This is a genomic window from Pseudomonas mosselii (assembly GCF_005796105.1).
Classification (GTDB): domain Bacteria; phylum Pseudomonadota; class Gammaproteobacteria; order Pseudomonadales; family Pseudomonadaceae; genus Aquipseudomonas; species Aquipseudomonas mosselii_C.
The window spans coordinates 63,968-86,817 of the sequence record NZ_VAUO01000013.1; the positions used below are offsets into that span (position 1 = coordinate 63,968).

21 protein-coding genes, 4 tRNA genes and 1 pseudogene are annotated in these 22,850 nt (G+C 63.3%); 17 read left to right on the forward strand and 9 right to left on the reverse strand.

Going from position 1 to position 22,850, the window contains the following annotated elements; translation table 11 throughout:
• Nucleotides 1-157: 157 nt before the first annotated feature.
• The 8 genes from FEM01_RS20740 to FEM01_RS20775 all read left to right on the forward strand — a co-directional run bounded on the left by FEM01_RS20740 (nt 158) and on the right by FEM01_RS20775 (nt 5,099).
• Nucleotides 158-712: a CvpA family protein gene (locus tag FEM01_RS20740; protein WP_138221335.1), complete on the forward strand. Its 555-nt coding sequence runs from the start codon at nt 158-160 to the stop codon at nt 710-712.
• 42 nt (nt 713-754) lie between these two features.
• Nucleotides 755-2,260, forward strand: coding sequence for an amidophosphoribosyltransferase (gene purF / locus FEM01_RS20745; RefSeq protein ID WP_138221336.1), 1,506 nt, complete (start codon nt 755-757; stop codon nt 2,258-2,260).
• A gap of 15 nt (nt 2,261-2,275) precedes the next feature.
• Nucleotides 2,276-3,487, forward strand: a complete 1,212-nt coding sequence (locus FEM01_RS20750) for an O-succinylhomoserine sulfhydrylase (RefSeq protein ID WP_138221337.1) — start codon at nt 2,276-2,278, stop codon at nt 3,485-3,487.
• On the forward strand, nt 3,484-4,257 hold the full coding sequence (locus tag FEM01_RS20755) for an SDR family oxidoreductase (protein ID WP_138221338.1): 774 nt from the start codon (nt 3,484-3,486) through the stop codon (nt 4,255-4,257). Before FEM01_RS20750 ends, FEM01_RS20755 begins: the two co-directional genes overlap by 4 nt.
• A gap of 233 nt (nt 4,258-4,490) precedes the next feature.
• Nucleotides 4,491-4,566: transfer RNA gene (locus FEM01_RS20760), tRNA-Val, on the forward strand.
• Nucleotides 4,567-4,645: 79 nt separating this feature from the next.
• Nucleotides 4,646-4,722 (forward strand) — tRNA-Asp (locus FEM01_RS20765).
• 82 nt (nt 4,723-4,804) lie between these two features.
• A tRNA-Asp gene (locus tag FEM01_RS20770) sits at nt 4,805-4,881 on the forward strand.
• Nucleotides 4,882-5,022: 141 nt separating this feature from the next.
• Nucleotides 5,023-5,099: transfer RNA gene (locus FEM01_RS20775), tRNA-Asp, on the forward strand.
• A gap of 79 nt (nt 5,100-5,178) precedes the next feature.
• Here FEM01_RS20775 and FEM01_RS24835 read toward each other — a convergent pair.
• Nucleotides 5,179-6,009, reverse strand: a complete 831-nt coding sequence (locus tag FEM01_RS24835; protein ID WP_416781377.1) for a methyl-accepting chemotaxis protein — start codon at nt 6,007-6,009, stop codon at nt 5,179-5,181.
• A 27-nt stretch (nt 6,010-6,036) separates the two neighbouring features.
• Nucleotides 6,037-6,717: pseudogene (locus tag FEM01_RS24840) on the reverse strand (methyl-accepting chemotaxis protein); the annotation flags it as partial.
• 234 nt (nt 6,718-6,951) lie between these two features.
• Here FEM01_RS24840 and FEM01_RS20785 point away from each other — a divergent pair.
• The gene (locus tag FEM01_RS20785) at nt 6,952-7,803 is read left to right on the forward strand and encodes a DUF2242 domain-containing protein (RefSeq protein WP_138221340.1); all 852 of its coding nucleotides are present in this window, start codon (nt 6,952-6,954) and stop codon (nt 7,801-7,803) included.
• Between the two features lie 210 nt (nt 7,804-8,013).
• On the opposite strand, the gene FEM01_RS20790 is transcribed toward FEM01_RS20785, so the two are convergent.
• A complete protein-coding gene (locus FEM01_RS20790) occupies nt 8,014-9,054 on the reverse strand; it encodes an AraC family transcriptional regulator (RefSeq protein WP_138221341.1) in 1,041 nt (346 codons plus the stop codon).
• A gap of 1 nt (nt 9,055) precedes the next feature.
• Complete coding sequence (locus FEM01_RS20795) at nt 9,056-10,174, reverse strand: nitrilase-related carbon-nitrogen hydrolase (RefSeq protein WP_138221342.1); 1,119 nt, start codon at nt 10,172-10,174, stop codon at nt 9,056-9,058.
• A 242-nt stretch (nt 10,175-10,416) separates the two neighbouring features.
• Between FEM01_RS20795 and FEM01_RS20800 the strand changes: the two genes are divergently transcribed.
• The gene (locus FEM01_RS20800; protein WP_138221343.1) at nt 10,417-12,453 is read left to right on the forward strand and encodes an NADPH-dependent 2,4-dienoyl-CoA reductase; all 2,037 of its coding nucleotides are present in this window, start codon (nt 10,417-10,419) and stop codon (nt 12,451-12,453) included.
• Between the two features lie 196 nt (nt 12,454-12,649).
• Nucleotides 12,650-13,543, forward strand: coding sequence for a 1-aminocyclopropane-1-carboxylate deaminase/D-cysteine desulfhydrase (locus FEM01_RS20805; RefSeq protein ID WP_138221344.1), 894 nt, complete (start codon nt 12,650-12,652; stop codon nt 13,541-13,543).
• On the opposite strand, the gene FEM01_RS20810 is transcribed toward FEM01_RS20805, so the two are convergent.
• Entirely contained in the window at nt 13,534-14,079 is a 546-nt protein-coding gene (locus FEM01_RS20810; RefSeq protein WP_138221345.1) for a cytochrome b, read from the reverse strand. The genes FEM01_RS20805 and FEM01_RS20810 overlap by 10 nt on opposite strands.
• A 99-nt stretch (nt 14,080-14,178) precedes the next feature.
• Entirely contained in the window at nt 14,179-15,141 is a 963-nt protein-coding gene (locus FEM01_RS20815) for a DUF1853 family protein (RefSeq protein WP_138221346.1), read from the reverse strand.
• A gap of 88 nt (nt 15,142-15,229) precedes the next feature.
• On the opposite strand from FEM01_RS20815, the gene FEM01_RS20820 reads away from it, so the two are divergent.
• Genes FEM01_RS20820 through pepN form a run of 6 tightly spaced genes read left to right on the forward strand, consistent with a single transcriptional unit; the run spans nt 15,230 to nt 21,725 of the window.
• Nucleotides 15,230-16,120 carry an NAD(+) kinase gene (locus FEM01_RS20820; protein WP_138221347.1) on the forward strand — a complete coding sequence of 297 codons (891 nt, stop codon included), beginning with the start codon at nt 15,230-15,232 and terminating at the stop codon, nt 16,118-16,120.
• A complete protein-coding gene (locus tag FEM01_RS20825) occupies nt 16,120-17,091 on the forward strand; it encodes a metallophosphoesterase (RefSeq protein ID WP_138221348.1) in 972 nt (323 codons plus the stop codon). The genes FEM01_RS20820 and FEM01_RS20825 overlap by 1 nt, the downstream gene beginning before the upstream one ends.
• The gene (locus FEM01_RS20830; RefSeq protein WP_138221349.1) at nt 17,088-17,954 is read left to right on the forward strand and encodes a rhomboid family intramembrane serine protease; all 867 of its coding nucleotides are present in this window, start codon (nt 17,088-17,090) and stop codon (nt 17,952-17,954) included. Before FEM01_RS20825 ends, FEM01_RS20830 begins: the two co-directional genes overlap by 4 nt.
• 13 nt (nt 17,955-17,967) lie before the next feature.
• Nucleotides 17,968-18,228: a YeaC family protein gene (locus FEM01_RS20835; RefSeq protein WP_138221350.1), complete on the forward strand. Its 261-nt coding sequence runs from the start codon at nt 17,968-17,970 to the stop codon at nt 18,226-18,228.
• Nucleotides 18,225-19,055: a DUF2797 domain-containing protein gene (locus tag FEM01_RS20840; RefSeq protein ID WP_138221351.1), complete on the forward strand. Its 831-nt coding sequence runs from the start codon at nt 18,225-18,227 to the stop codon at nt 19,053-19,055. Before FEM01_RS20835 ends, FEM01_RS20840 begins: the two co-directional genes overlap by 4 nt.
• Before the next feature lie 12 nt (nt 19,056-19,067).
• On the forward strand, nt 19,068-21,725 hold the full coding sequence (pepN, locus tag FEM01_RS20845) for an aminopeptidase N (protein WP_138221352.1): 2,658 nt from the start codon (nt 19,068-19,070) through the stop codon (nt 21,723-21,725).
• 43 nt (nt 21,726-21,768) lie between these two features.
• On the opposite strand, the gene FEM01_RS20850 is transcribed toward pepN, so the two are convergent.
• The 3 genes from FEM01_RS20850 to FEM01_RS20855 are packed head-to-tail and all read right to left on the reverse strand — an operon-like array spanning nt 21,769 to nt 22,647.
• Nucleotides 21,769-22,101, reverse strand: coding sequence for a PAAR domain-containing protein (locus FEM01_RS20850; RefSeq protein ID WP_138221353.1), 333 nt, complete (start codon nt 22,099-22,101; stop codon nt 21,769-21,771).
• A 2-nt stretch (nt 22,102-22,103) separates the two neighbouring features.
• Nucleotides 22,104-22,262 carry a hypothetical protein gene (locus FEM01_RS24240; RefSeq protein ID WP_171031001.1) on the reverse strand — a complete coding sequence of 53 codons (159 nt, stop codon included), beginning with the start codon at nt 22,260-22,262 and terminating at the stop codon, nt 22,104-22,106.
• Nucleotides 22,263-22,314: 52 nt separating this feature from the next.
• Nucleotides 22,315-22,647 (reverse strand): contractile injection system protein, VgrG/Pvc8 family, encoded by a 333-nt coding sequence (locus FEM01_RS20855; RefSeq protein WP_431188617.1) that lies wholly within the window; start codon nt 22,645-22,647, stop codon nt 22,315-22,317.
• Nucleotides 22,648-22,850: the final 203 nt, after the last annotated feature.

Here is a 22,850-nt window from a genome sequence, read left to right on the forward strand (position 1 = left end):
TGGTTTATCGCCGTGCACGTGGGGTGGGCGGCACGGCCTGCTGGCTCAAAGCTGTCCCCTGGGTCAGGCTGCAGCCCTTCAACGACGTGACATTCCGCTTACCCCAAGGCCTGCGCTCTGCTAAAATGCGCCGCCTCAAACGTCGGCAGGCAGCACCGTGGCATTTACCTGGGTTGATTGGGCGATCATCGCGATCATCGCCGTTTCCTCACTGATCAGTCTCAAGCGCGGCTTCGTCAAGGAAGCCTTGTCCCTGCTCATCTGGATTGTCGCCGGTGCGGTTGCCTGGATGTTCGGCGGTTCGCTTGCGCAGTATCTGGAAAGCTACATCCAGACGCCATCGGCCCGGGTCATCGCCGGCTGCGCCATTCTTTTCGTCGCCACCTTGCTGGTGGGGGCGATGCTCAATTTCCTCATCGGCGAGCTGATTCGCGTGACCGGGTTGTCCGGCACCGATCGCTTTCTCGGCATGGCCTTCGGCGCTGCCCGCGGTGGGCTGCTGGTGGTGGTGGCCGTCGGGCTGCTGAGCCTGGGGCCGGTACAACAGGATCCGTGGTGGCAGGAGTCTCGCCTGATACCACAATTTTTATTGGTGGCCGACTGGTCGAAGAACCTCATACTCGGGTTCACCGGCCAGTGGATGTCCAATGCGGTCAGCGCACCTGCTGACCTTCCGTTCAAGGAACAGTTGCTCGGGCCTCTCAAGCCCTGAGCGCTTTTCACTCAAGTTTCATCAAAGTAGGGGTTGCGTCGCATGTGTGGCATCGTCGGTATCGTCGGTAAGTCGAACGTCAATCAGGCGCTGTATGACGCGCTTACGGTCCTCCAGCACCGCGGCCAGGACGCTGCCGGTATCGTGACCAGCCATGACGGCCGGTTGTTCCTGCGCAAGGATAACGGCTTGGTGCGCGACGTCTTCCAGCAGCGCCACATGCAGCGCCTGGTGGGCAACATCGGCATCGGCCACGTGCGCTACCCGACCGCAGGTAGCTCCACCTCGGCCGAGGCACAGCCGTTCTATGTCAACTCGCCATACGGCATCACCCTGGCGCACAACGGTAACCTGACCAACGTCGAGCAGTTGGCCAAGGAGATCTACGAGTCCGACCTGCGTCACGTCAACACCAACTCCGACTCCGAAGTGCTGCTGAACGTGTTCGCCCACGAGTTGGCAGTACGCGGCAAGTTGCAGCCCACCGAAGAGGACGTGTTCGCGGCGGTTTCCCACGTGCACAGCCGCTGCGTGGGTGGCTACGCCGTGGTCGCGATGGTTACCGGCTACGGCATCGTCGGCTTCCGTGACCCCAACGGCATTCGCCCGGTGGTGTTCGGCCAGCGTCACACCGACGAGGGCGTTGAGTACATGATCGCCTCGGAAAGCGTGGCGCTCGACGTGCTTGGCTTCACCCTGATCCGCGACCTGGCGCCGGGCGAGGCGGTGTACATCACCGAGGACGGCCAACTGTACACCAAACAGTGCGCGACCAATCCACAGCTCAAGCCGTGCATCTTCGAGCACGTCTACCTGGCCCGCCCGGACTCGATCATGGACGGTGTGTCGGTGTACAAGGCGCGTCTGCGCATGGGTGAGAAGCTGGCCGACAAGATCATGCGCGAGCGCCCCGAGCACGACATCGACGTGGTCATCCCGATTCCGGACACCAGCCGTACCGCTGCGCTGGAGCTGGCCAACCACCTGGGCGTGAAGTTCCGTGAAGGCTTCGTCAAGAACCGCTACATCGGCCGTACCTTCATCATGCCCGGCCAGGCGGCGCGCAAGAAATCCGTACGCCAGAAACTCAACGCCATCGAGCTGGAGTTCCGCGGCAAGAACGTGATGCTGGTGGACGACTCGATCGTACGCGGCACGACCTGCAAGCAGATCATCCAGATGGCCCGCGAAGCCGGTGCCAAGAACGTCTACTTCTGCTCCGCAGCCCCTGCGGTGCGCTACCCCAACGTCTACGGCATCGACATGCCGAGCGCTCACGAACTGATCGCCCACAACCGCACCACCGAACAGGTGGCCGAGTTGATTGGCGCCGACTGGCTGGTCTACCAGGACCTGCCAGACCTGATCGAATCGGTCGGTGGCGGCAAGATCAAGATCGAGCAATTCGATTGCGCGGTGTTTAACGGTGAGTACGTCACCGGCGACATCGATGAGGCCTACCTGAACCGCATCGAACAGGCCCGTAACGACCTGGCGAAGGTCAAGACCCAGGCTGTCAGCGCGATCATCGACCTCTACAACAACTGATTTGGGAGCGACGGCATGACGGATCAATGGGATGCCGGACGACTGGACAGTGACCTCGAGGGTGTCGGTTTCGACACCCTGGCGGTGCGCGCCGGTCAGAACCGTACACCGGAGGGCGAGCACAGCGAGGCGCTGTTCCTGACCTCCAGCTATGTCTTCCGCACGGCCGCCGACGCGGCTGCGCGCTTTGCGGGCGAAACGCCGGGCAACGTCTACTCGCGCTACACCAACCCTAGCGTGCGCGCCTTCGAGGAGCGCCTGGCGGCCATGGAAGGCGCCGAGCAGGCCGTGGGCACCTCCACCGGTATGGCGGCGATCCTTGCGGTGGTCATGTCGCTGTGCAGCGCTGGCGACCACGTGCTGGTGTCGCAGAGCGTGTTCGGCTCGACCATCAGCCTGTTCGAGAAATACTTCAAGCGTTTCGGTGTGCAGGTGGACTATGTGCCGCTGGTCGACTTGAGCGGTTGGGAAAAAGCCATCAAGGCCAACACCAAGCTCTTGATCGTCGAGTCGCCGTCCAACCCGCTGGCTGAGCTGGTGGATATCCGCGCGCTGTCCGAAATCGCCCACGCCCGTGGCGCGATGCTGGTGGTGGACAATTGCTTCAGCACCCCGGCCTTGCAGCAACCACTCAAGCTGGGTGCCGACATCGTGCTCCATTCGGCAACCAAGTTCATCGATGGTCAGGGCCGTTGCATGGGTGGCGTGGTCGCCGGTCGTGCCGAGCAGATGAAGGAAGTCGTGGGCTTCTTGCGTACCGCAGGCCCGACGCTCAGCCCGTTCAACGCCTGGATCTTCACCAAAGGCCTGGAAACCCTGAAGCTGCGCATGCGTGCGCACTGTCAGAGCGCCCAAGCCCTGGCCGAATGGCTGGAGCAGCAGGATGGCGTGGAGAAGGTTCACTATGCCGGCCTGCCAAGCCATCCGCAGCACGAGCTTGCCAAGCGCCAGATGAGCGGTTTCGGCGCGGTGGTCAGCTTCGAGGTCAAGGGCGGCAAAGAGGGCGCCTGGCGCTTCATCGACGCCACTCGGGTGATCTCCATCACCACTAACCTGGGCGACAGCAAGACCACCATCGCTCACCCGGCCACCACCTCGCATGGCCGTCTGTCGCCCCAGGAGCGTGAAGCGGCGGGTATCCGTGACAGCCTCATCCGCGTCGCAGTCGGCTTGGAAGACGTAGCTGACCTGCAAGCCGACCTCGCGCGCGGTCTGGCAGCGCTGTGATCGACTGGACAGGTGGCGAGCCGGGCCATAACGGCCGGGTGGCCCTGGTTACCGGTGCCGCGCGCGGCATCGGTCTAGGCATCGCTGCCTGGTTGATCTGCGAGGGCTGGCAGGTGGTGCTGAGCGATCTTGATCGCCAGCGTGGCAGCAAAGTGGCTAAGGCGCTGGGTGATAACGCTTGGTTCATCGCCATGGATGTAGCCGATGAAGCGCAAGTCAGTGCCGGGGTGTCCGAAGTGCTGGGGCAATTCGGTCGCCTGGATGCCTTGGTGTGCAATGCGGCCATCGCCAATCCGCATAACCAGACGCTCGAGAGTCTGTCGCTTGCCCAGTGGAACCGCGTGCTGGCGGTCAACCTCAGTGGACCGATGCTGTTGGCCAAGCATTGCGCACCGTACCTGCGTGCCCACGGCGGGGCCATCGTCAACCTTGCCTCGACCCGTTCCCGACAATCGGAGCCGGACACCGAGGCGTATGCGGCGAGCAAGGGTGGTCTGGTGGCCTTGACCCACGCCTTGGCCATGAGCCTGGGCCCGGAGATCCGCGTCAACGCGGTGAGCCCTGGGTGGATCGATGCGCGCGATCCGTCGCAGCGTCGCGCAGAGCCCTTGAGCGACGCCGATCATGCCCAGCACCCGACGGGCAGGGTAGGGACGGTGGAAGACGTGGCGGCGATGGTGGCCTGGTTGCTGTCGCGCCAGGCGGGGTTTGTCACCGGCCAGGAGTTCGTGGTCGATGGCGGCATGACGCGCAAGATGATTTACACCTGAGCGGTAAGCAACAAGTAACAAGCTGCAAGAAGGGACCGCGAGGTCCCTTCGTCGTTTCAAGCGCTGATGTGTCGGTGTGGGGCCCCCGGCTTTTGCTTGGTGCTTGCAGCTCGAAGCTTGCCACTGCTTTTTGATCTTTTTTAAAAAAACTTCAATGGGGCTATTGACTTAGCATCGGTACCTGCGTAAATTTCGCGGCCTCAGCGAAGCAAACGCAACAAGCAACATCGCGGGGGTGATTAGCTCAGCCGGGAGAGCATCTGCCTTACAAGCAGAGGGTCGGCGGTTCGATCCCGTCATCACCCACCACTTCCTGAGACGTTCCTGGTTCAAGTGTTTCGAAAGAAGCAAATTGGCAGAGAGGAACAGGACGCAAGTCCAACTATGCGCGGCGGTAGTTCAGTCGGTTAGAATACCGGCCTGTCACGCCGGGGGTCGCGGGTTCGAGTCCCGTCCGCCGCGCCATTTTATCCAGATGGGTGCTTGCACCGGTCTGAGGCCGAAAGGCCAGATCCCAGTTTCAATCAGGCGCGAGCCTGAACGATACGCAGCGGTAGTTCAGTCGGTTAGAATACCGGCCTGTCACGCCGGGGGTCGCGGGTTCGAGTCCCGTCCGCTGCGCCATCTTCTGCATCAAGCCCCTTGAACAGCTTGAAGCAAACCAGAAAAGGCGATTGAAAGTCGCCTTTTTTGTGTCTGGCTTTCGCGATTCATCGCTTGAAAGCTCAGATCCCAGTTTCATTCGGGTGCAAGCCCGAGCGATACGCAGCGGTAGTTCAGTCGGTTAGAATACCGGCCTGTCACGCCGGGGGTCGCGGGTTCGAGTCCCGTCCGCTGCGCCATCTTTTGCTTCGAGTCCCTTGAACAGCTCGAAGCGTCTTGAAAAGCGACCTTAGGGTCGCTTTTTTAGTTTGTGGCCGATCATAACCTGAAGTTACCAATCAGACCCTTCAGTTCGCGTCCCAATCCCTCCAATTCGGCCGAGGCGTCTTCGACTTGTCGGGTCGCGCTCAGCGAGCGCTCGGCCACATCCCGCACGCTTTGCACATTGCGATGAATCGTCAGAACCACCGCATTTTGCTGCTCGGTGCTGGCAGCGATCTGCTGGTTCATGCCTTGGATATCGTCCACGCTGGTGGTAATGACCTGTAGCGCTTCGCTGGCCTGATTGGCCAGGGTCACGGTGGTACAGGCCACGTTGCGACTGCCCTGCATGCGCTGTACGGCATGTCGGGCGCTGTCCTGAAGTGATGCCACCAGGGTTTCTATTTCGGCAGTGGCGTTCTGCGTGCGCTGGGCCAGGCTGCGCACTTCGTCGGCTACCACCGCGAAGCCGCGTCCCGCATCGCCCGCGCGAGCGGCTTCGATGGCTGCGTTGAGTGCCAGCAGGTTGGTCTGCTCGGCCACTGACTGGATCACCGTGGTGATACTGCTGATCTGTTCGGTAGAACTCGACAGCTGTTGCACCGCATCGGCGCTGCTTTCGATATCCCGTGCCAATTGGTCGATCTGTTGCTGCGCAGCGCATACAACCTGATGGCTGAGGTTGGCCTTGTCAGTCGCCTGGCGTGTGGCCTCACTGGCTTGCGAACTATTCTGCGCCACTTCCTGTACGGCAGTGGCCATCTGCCCCATGGCCGCCGCGACCTGGGCGGTTTCGGCTTGCTGGGTAGCGACGCCGTTACTGGTATGTTCGATGACACCGGTCAAGGCGCTGGCTGACGCCGACAGGCGCGCGCTGACCTGATCCATCTGTTGCAGGATGCCGCGCAGATTCTCGCCGCTGCGCGCCAGTGCTTGCAGCAGTTGGCCGAATTCATCGCGGCGTGGCGACAGCTCGCACGCGCTCAGGTTGCCTTCGCCGATGCGTCGGGCCATGTCCAGGGCCTGTTGCAGCGGCTGGCCTATCTGGCGGATCAGCATCCAGGCCGCCAGCCCAGCCAGCAGCAGCCCTGCGCACAGCATGCCGATCATCATGCGCGAGCGCTGCTGGAGTTCGCGGGCGCTGCGCGCGTTCTGCTCGCTGATCAGCAGGTTGACCTGCTCGATGGCCTTGAGTACCTGCTCGGTCAATTGCCTGCCTCGCGGGCCTGCCAATTGCGTGAGGCCTGCTTCGAGGTTTTCCGCATAGCGGTCCATGATCTGGCGGATGGCCGGCAGGCTAGCCTGTGCCTGGGGGTAAGGCATCTTGGCCAGGTTTTCATCGATCAGGTCGTTCATGCGCCGATGCGCCTTGCGCAGCACGCCGAGTTCTGCCGGGTCTGCGTTCAGTGCATACGCCATTTGGGCCGCGCGGATGTCGTTGAGGTCGTCGAGTATGTAGTTCACCGAGACCAGGCGTTCGGCGCGATGGGTGAGGGTCTTCAAGCTGTGCACGCCGGTGAGTGCCAGGAGCGCTGTGACCAGCAGCAATGGCGTCAGGCTCAACAGGAGTTTTTGACGGACGGGGCGGTGTTTCATCTCGTGGCTCCTTGGATTCGAGCTGGGGGCTCAAGTCTATTCAGGAAATCCCGAGTGTTCGGTCAGACCGTCCATACATATTGTGTGGGATTGTTCGCATTCAGTTGTGGGAATAGTCGTCAATGTTGGGCCATCTTTTAATCTGACTTTACATGAACCTTGCAGCTTGAAGGTTTCAGTGCCTTGTGGATGTGTTGCACAATAGGCGCCGTTCGATTTACCCCGGAATTCACGATGTCCAGATCATCCTTTTATGGTGCGCTCGGGCTGGCCCTGGTGCTGGCGGGCGTGTCGGGTTGCGCTTCGAAAAAGCCCGCCATCTACGAGCACGAGAACTTCGACGACTCGGGCACGTTCTCGCGCAGTTTTTCGGTCAGTGAGGCCGGCTCTTGCGAGGCGGCGCGCCGTGCGCTGCTCAGCCAGGGCTATATCATCACCAGCGCCGATGCCAACCAGGTAGCCGGTAACAAGAGCTTCCAGCAGAACGCCGAAAACCACATCCAGATCAGCTTCAACATCACCTGCGTGCCCGACATGAGCGACAAGCAGCGCTCGACCATGTTCGCCAACGCGCTGCAGGATCGCTACGCCCTGAAAAAGTCCAATACCTCGGCCAGCCTGGGGGTTGGCGTGCTCGGCTCGGTGTCGATGCCAATCGGCTCTACCGACGATTCGATGGTCAAGGTGGCCAGCGAGACCGTGTCGGCGCCGCAGTTCTATGACCGCTACTTCGCGCTGGTCGAAAGTTACCTGCCAAAACCGAAGAAGGTCAAAAAAGCCGATGCTCCCGCCGAGCCGCCGAAGGTTGAGCAGCCCGCCCAGGATCTGGGCCTGCCTGAGCCTGCCCCTGCGTCGCTGACGCCGTCTGCGCCGGTTGCGCTCAGCGCACCAGAGGCGGCGGTCGCGGCTCCAGCGGCTCCAGAGAGCGCTGCGCCTGCCGTGGCAGTGCCGGCCAGTGAAGCGCCCGCAGCGCCGGTGGTCGATGACAGTCAGGGCTCGCAACCGATCGCGCCGCCCGCTGAGGCAGCGCCGATCCAGGTACAGCAGCAGGCACCTGAGGCCGAGCAGGCGCCAGCGTCGCTGTAATAGGTCGATAACTGCCTGAGCGGCTGCTACGTTTATCCATCAGGGCCTGTCATCAAGCCGTCACTCACCTGACATAGGGTGGCGGTCAGACCCATGAACGATGAGCGAAGAAAGAGGACACAGGCCAATGGACGACTATCAGGAAGAATTGTTGGAATTCCAGGCGTACGAGCTGGACACCCCGGAACCGGCAGACGATGCCACCGAACTCTAGCCCACCCGTCGCTGCTTGCGGCGATGTTCCCCCGGCGTCAGGCCCGTCCAGCGCTTGAATGCGCGCTGGAAGGCCTCAGCCGATGCAAACCCCAATAGATAGGCGATCTCGCCAAACGCCAGCTCGGTGTCGCGGATGTACGCTTCGGCCAGGTCGCGGCGCGTGTCGTTGAGCAGGTCGCGAAAGCGCGTACCTTCCTCGGCGAGCTTGCGGCGTAGCGTCCAGGTGGGCAGTTGCAGATGCTGCGCCACTTCTTCCAGGTCCGGTTCGCGGCCGCCATTGAGCAGTGGGCCGAGCAAATGCACGATACGCTCGCTCAGGCTGCGGACACGGGTGCGTTGCGCCAGCTCTGCCTCGCACAATTGCAGCAAGTGGCTCCAGGTGCTGGGGCAATGCTGGGGATTGGCCTGCGCCAAGGTGGCAGGGCTTAGGCGCAATTGGTTGGCGGCGGCGCCAAACTGCACGGGTGCGCAGCTCAGGTGTTGATACTGCCCGGCGTAATCCGGGGCATCGAACTCGATCTCCAGGCGCTCGGCGCGCACTGGCCGGCCTACCAATGCCCCTAGTTGCGCCAGCCAGCCGGCCAGCAGCGAGTCGACCACGAAGCGGTTGTAGTGGTTGTAGGGGCTGATGGAGTAGAACCGTAGCCACGCGCCGTGGCTATCTTCGATGAAGCGCGAATGGCCACGGTAATTCGCTGCATACAGCGGCTCGAAGCGCAGCAGCGTGCGGGCCGCCTCGCCCAGCGTGGGCGCCTGGGCTGCCGTGACGCCGGCAAGCCCGGCTTGTGCCAGACGGCTCAAGCTGCCCATGCGCAGGCCTAGTGCCGGCTCCTGGCACAGCGTTATGGCGGCGTGACCAAGGTGCATGTAGCGCGGAATCGACAGGCGCGCGCCGGGTTCGCCCAGGCGCCGCTCATCCAGTCCGTAGCGCGCCAGCAGCGGTTGAGGGTCATGCCCCATTGCGCGCAGCGCCTCGGCCAGCGGCTGGGTGAACCCTACCGAAAGGTCCCCCAGGCGTACCCGTGCGCGGCTCATGCTACAGCCACAAGTTGAGCAGACGTGCGCCGGGGTTGGCGCTGCCGGCCCAGAGCGTGTCGGCCTGGCTGGCAAAGCCTTGGCCATCGCCTGCCTGCTCCCAGAACTGACCGCGCAGGAACACACTCATGCTGCTGATGCCTTGGCTGGCGTCGAGGGTAAGTCGTTGCCAGGCGATCTGTTCGCTGACCTCACCGCGTCGCAGCGGCAGTGTGGCTGCGGCGCGTTGATGGCGGTTACCGCGCCAGGGGGTCTGCCAGCTCTGGCGGCCGCTGAGAAACGCCGGGTTGGCAATCAGTTGCACCGACTGCGCTGCCAGTTGCTGGTGATTGGCTGGGTACCAACTGTCGCTGCCCACCAGCACGCCCAGGCGCCCGGCAGGGGTTTGCAGCACGTGTAACGGGTGCTGTTGGCCGCCGTGTACATAGCGGCGCGTTTCGCTGTCCGGGTACTGCTGATACTGCGGCTGGCCCATTACGCTGCCGTCGCTGGCGAACACCAGGCTGGTGTTGAACAGTGGGCCGCTGCCGACGTGCAGCACGCCATGCTCGACATACGGGGCAGGCAGAACGATCGAACCGGCCACCAGGGTGACGCCGAACTCCCGTGCCAGGCCGCCGAACAGGTGCTGGTAGTCGGCGGCCATCTGCGCGGCTTTCATGCGCAGGTGCGCGTCGCTGCGCCGGTCGTCGCCGTTGGCGCCAAGCAGTGCCAGCCCATAGCGTACCGGATTGCTCAACTCCAGCCATTGCCAAGCCTCGCGGCGCTGGGTGACTTGGTACAGCTCTTTTTTCTCGCCTCGGGCCCACAGCCACGTGCCGATATGCTCGGGTAGCACCACCACTGTGCGGGTATTCACCAGGCCTTGGGCGCGAGCGTGTTCGAGGTAGGCGGAGAGTTTGCGGTGCAGCCGCGAGAGGTTCTGGTAGTCGCTGGGGAACAGCAGAGGCTCGATCCCCAGCAGGTTGCCGTGCTCACCTGGCACGCCCTGGTTGAGCGCCAACTCGATGCGCAGGTCTGACAGATAGTGGCCTTCCGGGCGTTGCAAGGTCCAGAAACCATAGCCGCAGAGGCCGGCGAGGGTGACCAGCAGCAACGCGCTGGCAAGCAGTTTTCGCATAAGGAGGCAGTCAGTACCGTAGGCAATAAGGGTTATGGTCTCCTGGCGCGCTAAACATCGGCAGTTTGCGAGCCAGTGCCCTAGGGTAAGCCTGCTGTGCAGCGGGATCAATAAGTTGTCAGTTTCGATCATTGAGCGCATTCAAACGCCTGTTTAATGTCCACCTCAGACCTACGACGGGCCCCGCCGAGCATGCAGAGGCGCCCGCACTTCCGTGATCACGCCACCTGGGGAGTCCTTCCATGGCTACCGACCGCTACCCAAACCTGCTGGCCCCTCTCGACTTGGGCTTCACTACCTTGCGTAACCGCACCCTGATGGGCTCGATGCACACCGGCCTCGAGGAGCGTCCAGGCGGTTTCGAGCGCATGGCGGCGTACTTTGCCGAGCGGGCTCGGGGCGGGGTGGGGCTGATGGTCACCGGCGGTATCGCGCCGAACGAAGAGGGCGGGGTGTATGCGGGGGCGGCCAAGCTCAGCACCGAGCAAGAAGCCGAAAAGCACCGTATCGTCACCGAGGCGGTGCACGCTGCCGGGGGCAAGATCTGCCTGCAGATCCTGCATGCCGGGCGCTATGCCTACAGCCCGAAACAGGTCGCGCCGAGCGCCATCCAGGCGCCGATCAATCCGTTCAAGCCGCGTGAGCTGGACGAGGAAGGGATCGAGAAGCAGATCGCCGATTTCGTCACCTGCGCAAGCCTGGCCCAGCGTGCCGGTTACGACGGTGTCGAGATCATGGGCTCGGAAGGCTATTTCATCAACCAGTTCCTTGCCGCCCACACCAACCAGCGCACCGACCGCTGGGGTGGCAGCTACGCGAACCGTATGCGTCTGGCGGTGGAGATCGTGCGCCGGGTGCGCGAGGCGGTGGGCGCGCAGTTCATCATCATCTTCCGTCTGTCGATGCTTGACCTGGTCGAGGGCGGCAGCAACTGGGAAGAGATCGTGCAACTGGCCAAGGCCATCGAACAGGCCGGCGCCACACTGATCAACACCGGTATCGGTTGGCACGAGGCGCGGATTCCGACCATCGCCACCAAGGTGCCACGCGCGGCGTTCAGCAAGGTCACCGCCAAGCTGCGCGGCGCGGTGAGCATTCCGTTGATCACCACCAATCGCATCAACACCCCGGAGGTGGCCGAGGCGGTGCTGGCCGAGGGCGACGCCGACATGGTCTCCATGGCCCGGCCGTTCCTGGCCGACCCTGAGTTCGTCAACAAAGCTGCCGCAGGGCGCAGCGACGCAATCAACACCTGCATCGGCTGCAACCAGGCCTGTCTGGATCACACCTTTGGCGGCAAGCTGACCAGTTGCCTGGTCAATCCGCGGGCTTGCCACGAGACCGAACTCAACTACCTGCCGGTGCGTATCGTCAAGCGTATTGCGGTGGTCGGCGCAGGCCCTGCTGGACTGGCGGCCGCCACCGTGGCGGCTGAGCGTGGCCATCAGGTGACGCTGTTCGACGCAGGTGCCGAGATCGGTGGGCAGTTCAACGTGGCCAAGCGTGTGCCGGGCAAGGAGGAGTTCTTCGAGACCCTGCGCTACTTCGCCAACAAGCTGCGCAGCACCGGTGTCGAGCTGCACCTGAACACCCGTGTTGATGTCGACGCCCTCAAGGCCGGGGGATATGACGAGGTCATCCTGGCCACCGGCATCGCTCCGCGCACGCCGGCGATACCCGGTATCGACAACCCCAAGGTGCTCAGCTACCTCGACGTGCTGTTGCAGCGCAAGCCTGTGGGCCAGCGGGTTGCGGTGATCGGTGCGGGAGGCATTGGCTTCGATGTGTCCGAGTACCTGGTCCATCAGGGCGTTGCCAGCAGCCAGGATCGTGAGGCGTTCTGGAAGGAATGGGGCATCGACACGCACCTGCAAGCACGTGGCGGGGTAGCCGGCATTCAACCTCAGCCTTCTGCGCCAGCGCGCCAGGTGTACCTGCTGCAACGCAAGAAAACCAAGGTGGGCGACGGCCTGGGCAAGACCACCGGCTGGATCCACCGTACCGGACTCAAGAACAAGCACGTGCAAATGCTCAACAGCGTGGAGTACCTGGGGGTGGACGATGCCGGCCTGCATGTGCGCATCGCCGACGGCGAGCCGCAACTGCTGGCGGTGGACAACATCGTTATCTGCGCAGGCCAGGAGCCGTTGCGCGAGTTGTACGACGGGTTGGTTGCGGCCGGGCAGTCGGTGCACCTGATCGGTGGAGCGGATGTGGCCGCCGAGCTGGATGCCAAGCGGGCGATCAACCAAGGTTCGCGGCTGGCTGCCGAGTTGTGATCAAGCGCTAGACCTATAGGCGGTACAAGGCTTTGTCGGGCAGCGCCGTGGATGGCACCGGCTATGCCGGTGTTCGCGGCGCGAGGCCGCGCCTACAGGGGCGGCGCTGGATTCAGGCTTGCCGCAATCCTGTGGGGGGCGGTTAACAGAGTGCCGGGCCACGGCGATACAGCCCGGCAACTGATAGACTCGCGCCATGTCCGTATTCAGTCTGCCCCAAGCCCCTCTGCAACGCCTCGAACTGCCCTGGCTCCGGTTAGCCGGGGTCGAGGCTGCGGTATTGCGTCTGGATTTGGTCGATCCGCTGATCAGCGGCAACAAGTGGTTCAAGCTACGCCACCACCTGCTGCACGCGCGCCAAGCGCAAGCGCCGGGCTTGATCAGCCTGGGTGGGAACCACTCCAATCACCTGCATGCCCTGGCCGCCGCTGCCAGGCGCTTTGGCTTGGGCAGCGTCGGGCTGTTGCGCGGGCATGAACAGGACACCCCCACGGTGCGTGACTTGCGGGCTTTTGGCATGACCTTGCATTGGCTTGGCTATGCGGGCTATCGCGAGCGCCACCGTGCTGATTTCTGGCAGCCGTGGCAGGCGCGTTACCCCGGCTGGCATTGTATCGCCGAAGGCGGCGGTGGCCTGGCCGGTGCACGCGGGTGTGCGCTGATCGTCGAGCAGTGCCAGGCGCAGCTCGCAGAGCTGGGCTGGGAGGATTACGACGCCTGGTGGCTGGCTGCCGGGACCGGCACCACCTTGGCTGGCCTGGTGCTCGCCGAAGCCGGTCGGCGCCCGGTGCATGGTGCGTTAGCGGTTCCGCTGGATCATGGTGTGCGCGAGAACGTGCTGACCCTGGCCGGGCCTACGGGTTATCAGCTGCATGCCGCTTGCCGGGGCGGGTTCGCCCGCCTTGACGCCGAACTGCTGGCGTTCATTGGGCAGAGCGAGGCCCAGGCCTGCCTGCCGTTGGAGGCTCTGTACACCGGCAAGGCTTTGCTGGCGTTGCGTGAGTACGTGGAGGCTGGGCATTTCACCCCGGGCACCCGCCTGGTGTTCGTGCACACCGGCGGGCTACAGGGGCGGCGCGGTTACTTGTAAGGCAGCATGCGCAGCAACGTGTTGTCGCGGCGTACGTAGTGATGGTACAGCCCGGCCAGGGCGTGCAGACCGATCAGCCAGTAACCCCAGCCGCCGATGCGCTCATGCCAGCCTTTTACGAACTTGGCCAAGTCTGGGTCGGGAGCGACGATGCTGGGTAATTCCAGGCCATAGAACGGGATCGGTTTGTCTGCGGCGCTGAGGATCGTCCAGCCGGCCAGCGGCAGACCGATCATCATCAGGTACAGCAGCAGGTGCATCAGGTGCGAAAGGCCAGTCTGCCAAGCCGGTGGCTTGGGCACGATGGCCGGAGTGGGGCGCGACAGGCGCAGGGCCAGGCGCAGCCATACCAACACAAATACGCTCAAGCCGAGCATGAAGTGCAGGTCTTTCATCACGTCGCGTTCGGCGCTGCCTTTGGGGAACAGGCCGCGCAACTCAATACAGGCGTAGACGGCGGCCAGCAGCACCAGCATCAGCCAGTGCAGCACGATCGATGCGCGTGCATAGTGCGCCGCGGGGGTGGATTCAACCATAGTCGGTCCTCGTCATCAGGTTGGTGGGGCGCTCTTGCTGGCGCCTGCTGCTGTCAGCGTAGCGCGGTATGCCAGAAATGTGTTGGCCTGACGCCGCGATCAAGGATTGGACGTTGGTGCGAGCAAGGGCTCGGCTGGGTTCAGGTGTGGCCAACGGTCGGCCACCAGGAATACCCGCTCGGTTTCCTGCCAGGCGCCGTCTGCTTCTTTTTCTACGTTCACCAGCAAATAAGCTGGTGCCGTGTCGTCCAGTGCATGCAGCCAGTGTTCGAACTGCGCCGGTGTCCAGCAACGGTCCGCCTCGATCCGTGCGGGCGCCAGCCAGTTGTGCCGCGCCAGCGGTTGCCAGCGCCCGGCCCCAGTTGGCCAGTCGCGTCGGTGTAGCCAGTGACCGCGCAAGTGTCTTGGATGGGCACCTGCGGGAGGCGTGGCAGAGCCTGTCCAGGGGTAGAACAGGTAACCGCCCAGCCACAGGTGTGCCTGGGCGTGGTCGATACCCAGGCCGTGCAAGGCTGCATGAGCGTGCGGCTGCGCCGAGATCGGCAACTGGTGGCCGGCCAGGTGTGCAAGCTTCAGGCCCAGTCGGTCATGGCAGCCGGGGCCGAGCCACTGCGCAGGGTCCTGGCCGGCGCCGATCTGGGGGCCCAGGTAGAGCTTGATCGCCAGCTCCAGGTGATGGTCGCCGTCGCGGTCACGCAGCAGGATGTCCAGTTCGCCCAAGGTACGTCCGCCGTCACGGAGCGCCAGGTTCGCTGCCAGCAGCTCGATGCCCGGCGCCTGCTGCAAGGCGAACTGCCAGAGGCATTCGTAATACAGCCCCAGGCGACGGCTGCCCAGGCGCGTGAGCCAGGTCAGCAACGGCGTAGGGTCGTGGTCCAGGGTGCTTAGCCAGGCGGCCAGGTGCGCCGGATCGTCAGCCCAGGCACTGCCCGCCAGCGGGTGGCGCTGCGGCCACGGGGCCTGGCCCAGCAGCGGCGGTGACACGATTACCCAGGCCAGGTCACGCACCGCAGGATGGTGCAACTGGCGGGGCAGGGGTTCGAGGGCGGCGAAAGGCGTCATCCAGCGAGCATAGCCGGTTTGCCGCTAGCCGGTCGTTTCGCCCATAATCCTGCCATCGTTACCCGCCGCAGAGCCTTGCAGGAGCATCATGGAGCAATTTCGCAATATCGGTATCATCGGACGCCTTGGTAGCTCCCAGGTGCTCGACACCATTCGCCGACTGAAAAAATTCCTGCTTGAGCGCCACCTGCACGTGATTCTCGAGGACACCATCGCCGAGGTGCTGCCTGGTCACGGCTTGCAGACCTCCACGCGCAAGCTGCTGGGCGAGGTCTGCGACCTGGTGATCGTGGTCGGCGGCGACGGTAGTCTGCTGGGCGCCGCTCGCGCCCTGGCCCGTCACAACATCCCGGTACTGGGCATCAACCGCGGTAACCTGGGCTTTCTCACCGACATCCGCCCGGACGAGCTGGAAGAGAAGGTCGCCGAGGTGCTCGATGGCCATTACCTGGTCGAGAACCGTTTTCTGCTGCAGGCCGAGGTGCGCCGCCATCACGAGGCCATTGGCCAGGGCGATGCGCTCAACGATGTGGTCCTGCATCCGGGCAAGTCGACCCGGATGATCGAGTTCGAAATCCACATCGACGGCCAGTTCGTTTGCAGCCAGAAGGCCGACGGCCTGATCGTCGCAACGCCTACCGGATCCACGGCCTACGCGCTGTCTGCCGGCGGTCCGATCATGCACCCCAAGCTCGACGCCATCGTCATCGTGCCGATGTACCCGCATACCCTGTCGGGCCGGCCGATCGTGGTAGACGGCAACAGCGAGTTGAAAATCGTGGTGTCCAATGACTTGCAGATCTACCCGCAAGTCTCTTGCGACGGCCAGAACCATTTCACCTGTGCCCCTGGCGATACCATCACGGTGAGCAAGAAACCGCAGAAGCTGCGCTTGATCCATCCGCTGGGCCACAACTACTACGAGGTCTGCCGCACCAAGCTCGGTTGGGGCAGCCGCCTGGGCGGCAGGGACGACTGATGCTTGATCCGGCGCGCAGTTTCGACATCATCGGTGACGTGCATGGCTGTGCCCTCACGCTGGAGCGGCTGCTCGACGCGCTCGGCTACAAGCGGGTTTCCGGCGTCTGGCGCCACCCAAGGCGCCAGGCCTTGTTCCTCGGCGATATCGTCGATCGAGGCCCGCGTATTCGCGAGGCGCTGCATATCGTGCACGACATGGTCGAGGCCGGGCAGGCCTTCTGTATCATGGGCAACCACGAATACAACGCGCTGGGCTGGGTCACGCCGGCGCTGCCTGGAAGCGGCAAGGCGTTTGTGCGCGAGCATACCCCGCGCCACGCCCGGCTGATCGACGAGACGCTCACGCAGTTCGCCCAGCATCCCGGTGACTGGCACGATTTCATCCAGTGGTTCTACGAGCTGCCGCTGTTCGTCGATGCAGGGCGTTTCCGCTTGGTACATGCCTGTTGGGATCCTCAACTGATCGAGCCGCTGCGTCGGCAATACCCCAATGGCTGCATCGACGAGCACTTCGTCCAGGCGTCGGCGGTCTCCGGCAGCTTTGCCTCGACCGTGTGCAACCGCCTGCTGCGTGGCACCGACATGCGCCTGCCCGATGGTCTGACGCTCACCGGTGGTGACGGCCTGACCCGTGCGTTCTTCCGCACCAAGTTCTGGGAGGAAGATCCGCAGACTTACGGCGATATCGTATTCCAGCCCGATGCCTTGCCCGACGAAGTGGCCCGCACGCCGCTCAGCCATAGCCAGAAGAACGCCCTGCTGCGTTATTCGGAGGCTGAACCCCTGTTGTTCGTCGGCCATTACTGGCGCAGCGGTCGCCCGGCACCGATCCGCGACAACCTGGCCTGTCTGGACTACAGCGCCGTGCTCTACGGCAAGCTGGCCGCCTACCGGCTGGATGACGAAACCCGCATCGATCCGCGCAAGTTCGTGTGGGTGGATGTCGAACGCCCGCAGGCCAATCAATGAACGTGATCGAAGTGTTGCGCCTGCCAGTGAGCGTGGACCTGGCCGGCTTCGTCGCCTTGCTGCGCCGCTTGCAGGTCCCGCATCGGGTGGTGGAAGAGGGCGAAGAGCAGGTGCTCTGGGTGCCGCCGGCGGTGGCCGAGGATGTACTGGAACTGTATCGCCGCTACCCCGAGGGCAGTGACGAGATCCAGTTGGCGCAGCCAGTCGCCGAGCCTACCCGGCCGTCGCTCAAGGCGCAGGCGCTGGCCTGCAAGGTCACCGCAGGCGTGCTGTTGCTATGCCTGTTGGTGGCGGGCGTGACCAACCTGGGCGATAACCTCGCGACCATTGGCTGGTTCACCTTCCTGCCGTTTCAGGTACAGGGCGAATACCTGTATTTCACAGGCTTGACGCAGAGCCTGGAACAGGGCCAGTGGTGGCGCCTGGTATCGCCGATGCTGCTGCATTTCGGGGTGTTGCACCTGGCCATGAACGGCATGTGGTTCTGGGAACTGGGGCGGCGAATCGAGCTGCGTCAGGGCCCGGGCATGTTGCTTGGGCTGACCTTGCTGTTCAGCCTGGTTTCCAACCTCGCCCAGCATCTGACCAGCGGGCCTGGCCTGTTCGGCGGGCTTTCCGGGGTGCTCTACGGTCTGCTCGGGCATGTCTGGCTGTACCACTGGCTGGCGCCCAATCCGCTGTTCAAACTGCCCCGTGGCGTGCTGGCGATGATGCTGATCTGGCTGCTGGTGTGCCTGAGCGGCGTGGTCGGCAAGCTGGGTTTTGGCGAGATCGCCAACGCGGCGCATGTCGGCGGCCTGCTCATCGGATGCCTGACGGGGCTCTTGGGTGGAATGATCGCCCGGCGTAAACTAGCCGCCTGACTGAGGAGACCGCATGTCCACATTCGCGCAAATGATCGAAAACATTACCCCGGAAATCTACGAGAGCCTGAAGACGGCCGTGGAAATCGGCAAATGGTCCGACGGCCGCAAGCTGACCACCGAGCAGAAGGAGCTGTCGCTGCAGGCGGTGATCGCCTGGGAGATGCAGAACCTCCCCGAGGAGCAGCGCACCGGTTACATGGGCCCGCAGGAATGCGCGTCCAAGTCCGCACCGATCCCCAACATCCTGTTCAAGTCGGACTCGGTACATTGATCGAACTCGCTCGTGGCTCTTTGAGCAAGATGGCGGTGCGTCTGGAAGCACCGGTGGTGCAGTACAGTTTCCGCCTCGATGAAACGCAAGTGCCGGTCAACCCGCTGATCGGCCAGTCGATCCGCCTGGAGTACCTCGGCGCCATCCATTGCACCCATTGCGGCAAGCGCACCAAGACCAGCTTCAGCCAGGGTTACTGCTACCCGTGCATGACCAAGCTGGCGCAGTGCGACGTGTGCATCATGGCCCCGGAAAAATGCCACTACGACGCAGGCACCTGCCGCGAGCCGTCGTGGGGCGAACAGTTCTGCATGACCGACCATGTGGTGTACCTGGCCAACTCGTCGGGCATCAAGGTGGGCATCACCCGCGCCACGCAACTGCCGACCCGCTGGCTCGACCAAGGCGCCAGCCAGGCGTTGCCGATCATGCGCGTGGCCACGCGCCAGCAATCGGGCCTGGTCGAAGACATCCTGCGTAGCCAGGTGCCGGACCGCACCAACTGGCGCGCGCTGCTCAAGGGCGATGCCGAGGCGCTCGACCTTGTGGCGATCCGCGAGCAGATCTTCGACGCCTGCGCCGAGGGCATTGGCGATCTCCAGGCGCGTTTCGGGTTGCAGGCCATCCAGCCGCTGGCGGACGCCGAAGTGGTGCAGATCAAGTACCCGGTCCAGGCGTACCCGAAAAAGATCGTCAGCTTCAACCTCGACAAGGACCCGGTGGTCGAGGGCACGCTGCTGGGCATCAAGGGCCAGTACCTGATCTTCGATACCGGCGTGATCAACATTCGCAAGTACACGGCCTACCAATTGGCCGTGCTCCAGTAAAGGATCGTCACCATGCGCACTGAACAACCGCAAGTGATCTACCTCAAGGACTACCAGGCCCCCGAGTACCTGATCGACGAGACGCACCTGACCTTCGAGCTGTTCGAGGATCACAGCCTTGTGCATGCGCAACTGGTCATGCGCCGCAACCCCGCGCGTGGTGCCGGATTGCCGCCTTTGGTGCTGGACGGCCAGCAACTGGAACTGCTGCGGGTGTCGCTGGACGACGCAGAGCTACAGCCAAGTGACTACCAGCTCGACGACAGCAGCCTGACCGTACAGCCCACGGCCGAGCGTTTCACCCTGGATACCAGCGTGAAGATCCACCCTGAGCGCAACACCGCGCTCGAAGGGTTGTACAAGTCGGGCAAGATGTTCTGTACCCAGTGCGAAGCCGAGGGTTTTCGCAAGATCACCTACTACCTCGACCGCCCGGACGTGATGAGCAGCTTCACCACCACGGTGATCGCCGAGCAGCACCGCTACCCGGTGCTGCTGAGCAACGGCAACCCGGTGGGCAGCGGCCCAGCCGAGGACGGCCGTCACTGGGCAACCTGGGAAGACCCGTTCGTCAAGCCTGCCTACCTGTTCGCGCTGGTGGCCGGTGACCTGTGGTGCGTCGAGGACAGCTTCACCCGCCAGTCCGGTCGCGATGTGACCCTGCGCATCTATGTCGAGCCCGAGAACATCGACAAGTGCGACCACGCCATGGTCAGCCTGAAGAAGTCCATGCGCTGGGATGAAGAAGTCTATGGGCGCGAGTACGACCTGGACATCTTCATGATCGTCGCGGTCAACGACTTCAACATGGGCGCGATGGAAAACAAGGGCCTGAACATCTTCAACTCCAGTTGCGTGCTGGCCCGCGCCGAAACCGCTACCGACGCTGCGCACCAGCGTGTCGAAGGGGTGGTCGCCCACGAGTACTTCCACAACTGGTCGGGCAACCGCGTCACCTGCCGCGACTGGTTCCAGCTGTCGCTCAAGGAAGGCTTCACGGTGTACCGCGACGCCGAGTTCAGCGCCGACATGAACTCGCGCACGGTCAAGCGCATTGAGGACGTCGCCTACCTGCGTACCCACCAGTTCGCCGAAGACGCCGGCCCCATGGCGCATCCAGTGCGCCCGGACAGCTTCATCGAGATCTCCAACTTCTACACCCTGACCGTGTACGAGAAGGGCGCAGAAGTCGTGGGCATGGTCCACACCCTGCTGGGCGCCGAGGGCTTCCGCAAGGGCAGCGACCTGTATTTCGAACGTCACGATGGCCAGGCGGTAACCACCGACGACTTCATCAAGGCCATGGAAGATGCCAACGGCGTCGACCTGACCCAGTTCAAGCGCTGGTACAGCCAGGCCGGCACCCCGCGCCTGGAAGTGAGCGAGCAGTATGACGCCGACGCCCAGCGCTACAGCCTGACCTTCCGCCAGAGCTGCCCGCAGACCCCGGACAAGCAGGACAAGCTGCCGTTCGTGATCCCGGTGGCGCTGGGCTTGCTGGATGCCGCAGGCAACGACCTGCCGCTGCGCCTGGTCGGCGAGGACGCGGCCGTGGGCACCAGCCGCGTGCTGTCGGTGACCGAGGCCGAACAGACCTTCACCTTCGAAGGGCTCGGCGCCAAGCCGCTGCCTTCGCTGCTGCGCGGCTTCAGTGCGCCGGTCAAGCTGAGCTTCCCGTACGATCGCGACCAGCTGATGTTCCTCATGCAGCACGACAGCGATGGTTTCAACCGTTGGGAGGCTGGCCAGCAGCTGTCGGTGCAGGTCCTGCAAGAGTTGATCGGCCAGTACCAGCGTGGCCAGGCCCTCACGCTCGACCAGCGCCTGATCACCGCGCTGGGCACCGTGCTGGGCAATCAAGCGCTGGACGCCGCCATGGTCGCCGAGATGCTCTCGCTGCCGGGCGAGGCCTACCTCACCGAAATCAGCCAGGTGGTGGATGTGGACGCTATCCATGCTGCCCGCGAGTTCGCCCGCCAGCAGATCGCCGAGCAGCTGTTCGACGCCCTGTGGGCGCGTTACCAGGCCAACCGCGAGGTGTCGCGCAACACCGCCTACGTGGCTGCCGCCGAGCACTTCGCCCGCCGCAGCTTGCAGAACATCGCCCTGTCGTACCTGATGCTGACCGGCAAGCCGCAGGTGCTGGAGGCGACCTTGGAGCAGTTCGAGCACTGCGACAACATGACCGAGCGCCTCACGGCGCTGGCGGTGCTGGTCAACTCGCCGTTCGAGGCCGAGCGGGCCAACGCCCTGGAAAGCTTCGCCGAGCACTTCAAGGACAATCCGCTGGTCATGGACCAGTGGTTCAGCGTACAGGCTGCCAGCAGCTTGCCGGGTGGTCTGGCGCGGGTTCAGGCATTGATGCAGCACCCTGCCTTCACCCTGAAGAACCCGAACAAGGTGCGTGCGCTGGTGGGTGCCTTTGCCGGGCAGAACCTGGTCAACTTCCACGCTGCCGACGGCTCGGGCTATCGCTTCCTGGCGGACCTGGTGATCGAACTCAACGCGCTCAACCCGCAGATCGCTTCGCGCCAGCTGGCGCCGCTGACCCGCTGGCGCAAGTACGACGATGCGCGGCAGGTGTTGATGAAGGGCGAGCTGGAGCGGATCCTGGCGTCCGGGGCGCTGTCCAGCGATGTGTATGAAGTGGTGAGCAAGAGCTTGGCGTAAGCCAGGTTGAACGGGGGTCGCAAAGCGGCCCCCGTTTTTGCGGTCAACAAAACATAACGTCCCGCGCGTGGTGTCGCCACGATGTTTTCCCCAGTAACGCTGGCCTCTCACGCTTTTGCATGCCCCGCGTACACGTTGAAAACACCTGGCAGCCGCACGCCAGTTCCGCTGGCTCGAAGATCAACGGTTGCCCCTCGAACAACACGCTGCCGTCGCCGCCGCTGACCAGCGGATAAATCCCCACATGCAGCGGGCACTGCGCGTTGTCGCCCAGCACGCACTGCGCTTGACCGTCGATCATCACGCCGTTGGCTTCGATCATCCTTCCCCCGCCCGAATGCGTATCGCCCAGGCGAATGGCTCCATGTCCGGGCATGCTCAGTGCTCCGTCCAAGTCCTCACCACCGCTTCATACAAACCCTCCGGCACTGCCTCGGGGTTGAGCTTGCAGGCGGCTTTGAGAAAGTTTTCCAGCAGTTCGTCTGGTTCTAGGCGGGTATTGGGTGGGAGGGTCAGGGCTGCGTAAGGGGTTTTCATTAGGGGGTGATCGATGAAGGGTGTAGGTAGGCCTAGGGATTTTCCGATCAAGTCAGCACAGGTCAGATGGTCTGTGCTGACTTGATCGGAAAATCCCTAAGCTGCCCATTTTCAACTGATGAGCAACTTGTTCGGAGTTTCCCTGACTGAAACGGCTGACCAGCCCGTGCACGTGGCGCACCGGACCTTTGCCATCCCAGATCGTGAACACGATGGGTTTATCCAGTAGTTGGCCGAAATCGATGTCGGGATCGAAGCTGATCAGTTGCAATTCGAGGGTGAAAGGCGCGCTGATCGCTTCCTTGAGTTCGAACGACACCACTTCAAATTCGGCATTGCCAACGAGTGGCTCGAAGGTGTACCGCAAATCAGATTGGCTGGGCATGAAAAATCCTTCCGCCGTCTGAGAGTTCAAACACCCCCGGCAGGGCATGCCTGCCAGGGGTGTTCAGCCGGGTTAGATGATCGGTTTACGCCAGTCGTCGGAGCCTTCGGTGCCTGCGACTACATGGGGCCAGGAGATTTCGCGGTATGACTTCGGTTGTATTTGTAATTATTGGTACTTGGAGTAGAGAATNGCCAGGAGAT

Bases quoted from the DNA above. Each gene is read 5' to 3' on its own strand.
- FEM01_RS20810 (WP_138221345.1), bottom strand. From the start codon at position 14,079: ATGGTTGAATCCACCCCCGCGGCGCACTATGCACGCGCATCGATCGTG.
- FEM01_RS20805 (WP_138221344.1), top strand. From the start codon at position 12,650: ATGTCCGTATTCAGTCTGCCCCAAGCCCCTCTGCAACGCCTCGAACTG.
- purF (WP_138221336.1), top strand. From the start codon at position 755: ATGTGTGGCATCGTCGGTATCGTCGGTAAGTCGAACGTCAATCAGGCG.
- pepN (WP_138221352.1), top strand. From the start codon at position 19,068: ATGCGCACTGAACAACCGCAAGTGATCTACCTCAAGGACTACCAGGCC.
- FEM01_RS24240 (WP_171031001.1), bottom strand. From the start codon at position 22,262: ATGAAAACCCCTTACGCAGCCCTGACCCTCCCACCCAATACCCGCCTA.
- FEM01_RS24835 (WP_416781377.1), bottom strand. From the start codon at position 6,009: ATGGATCAGGTCAGCGCGCGCCTGTCGGCGTCAGCCAGCGCCTTGACC.
- FEM01_RS20815 (WP_138221346.1), bottom strand. From the start codon at position 15,141: ATGACGCCTTTCGCCGCCCTCGAACCCCTGCCCCGCCAGTTGCACCAT.
- FEM01_RS20795 (WP_138221342.1), bottom strand. From the start codon at position 10,174: ATGCGAAAACTGCTTGCCAGCGCGTTGCTGCTGGTCACCCTCGCCGGC.
- FEM01_RS20820 (WP_138221347.1), top strand. From the start codon at position 15,230: ATGGAGCAATTTCGCAATATCGGTATCATCGGACGCCTTGGTAGCTCC.
- FEM01_RS20855 (WP_431188617.1), bottom strand. From the start codon at position 22,647: ATGCCCAGCCAATCTGATTTGCGGTACACCTTCGAGCCACTCGTTGGC.
- FEM01_RS20785 (WP_138221340.1), top strand. From the start codon at position 6,952: ATGTCCAGATCATCCTTTTATGGTGCGCTCGGGCTGGCCCTGGTGCTG.
- FEM01_RS20850 (WP_138221353.1), bottom strand. From the start codon at position 22,101: ATGCCCGGACATGGAGCCATTCGCCTGGGCGATACGCATTCGGGCGGG.
- FEM01_RS20750 (WP_138221337.1), top strand. From the start codon at position 2,276: ATGACGGATCAATGGGATGCCGGACGACTGGACAGTGACCTCGAGGGT.
- FEM01_RS20830 (WP_138221349.1), top strand. From the start codon at position 17,088: ATGAACGTGATCGAAGTGTTGCGCCTGCCAGTGAGCGTGGACCTGGCC.
- FEM01_RS20825 (WP_138221348.1), top strand. From the start codon at position 16,120: ATGCTTGATCCGGCGCGCAGTTTCGACATCATCGGTGACGTGCATGGC.
- FEM01_RS20835 (WP_138221350.1), top strand. From the start codon at position 17,968: ATGTCCACATTCGCGCAAATGATCGAAAACATTACCCCGGAAATCTAC.
- FEM01_RS20800 (WP_138221343.1), top strand. From the start codon at position 10,417: ATGGCTACCGACCGCTACCCAAACCTGCTGGCCCCTCTCGACTTGGGC.
- FEM01_RS20790 (WP_138221341.1), bottom strand. From the start codon at position 9,054: ATGAGCCGCGCACGGGTACGCCTGGGGGACCTTTCGGTAGGGTTCACC.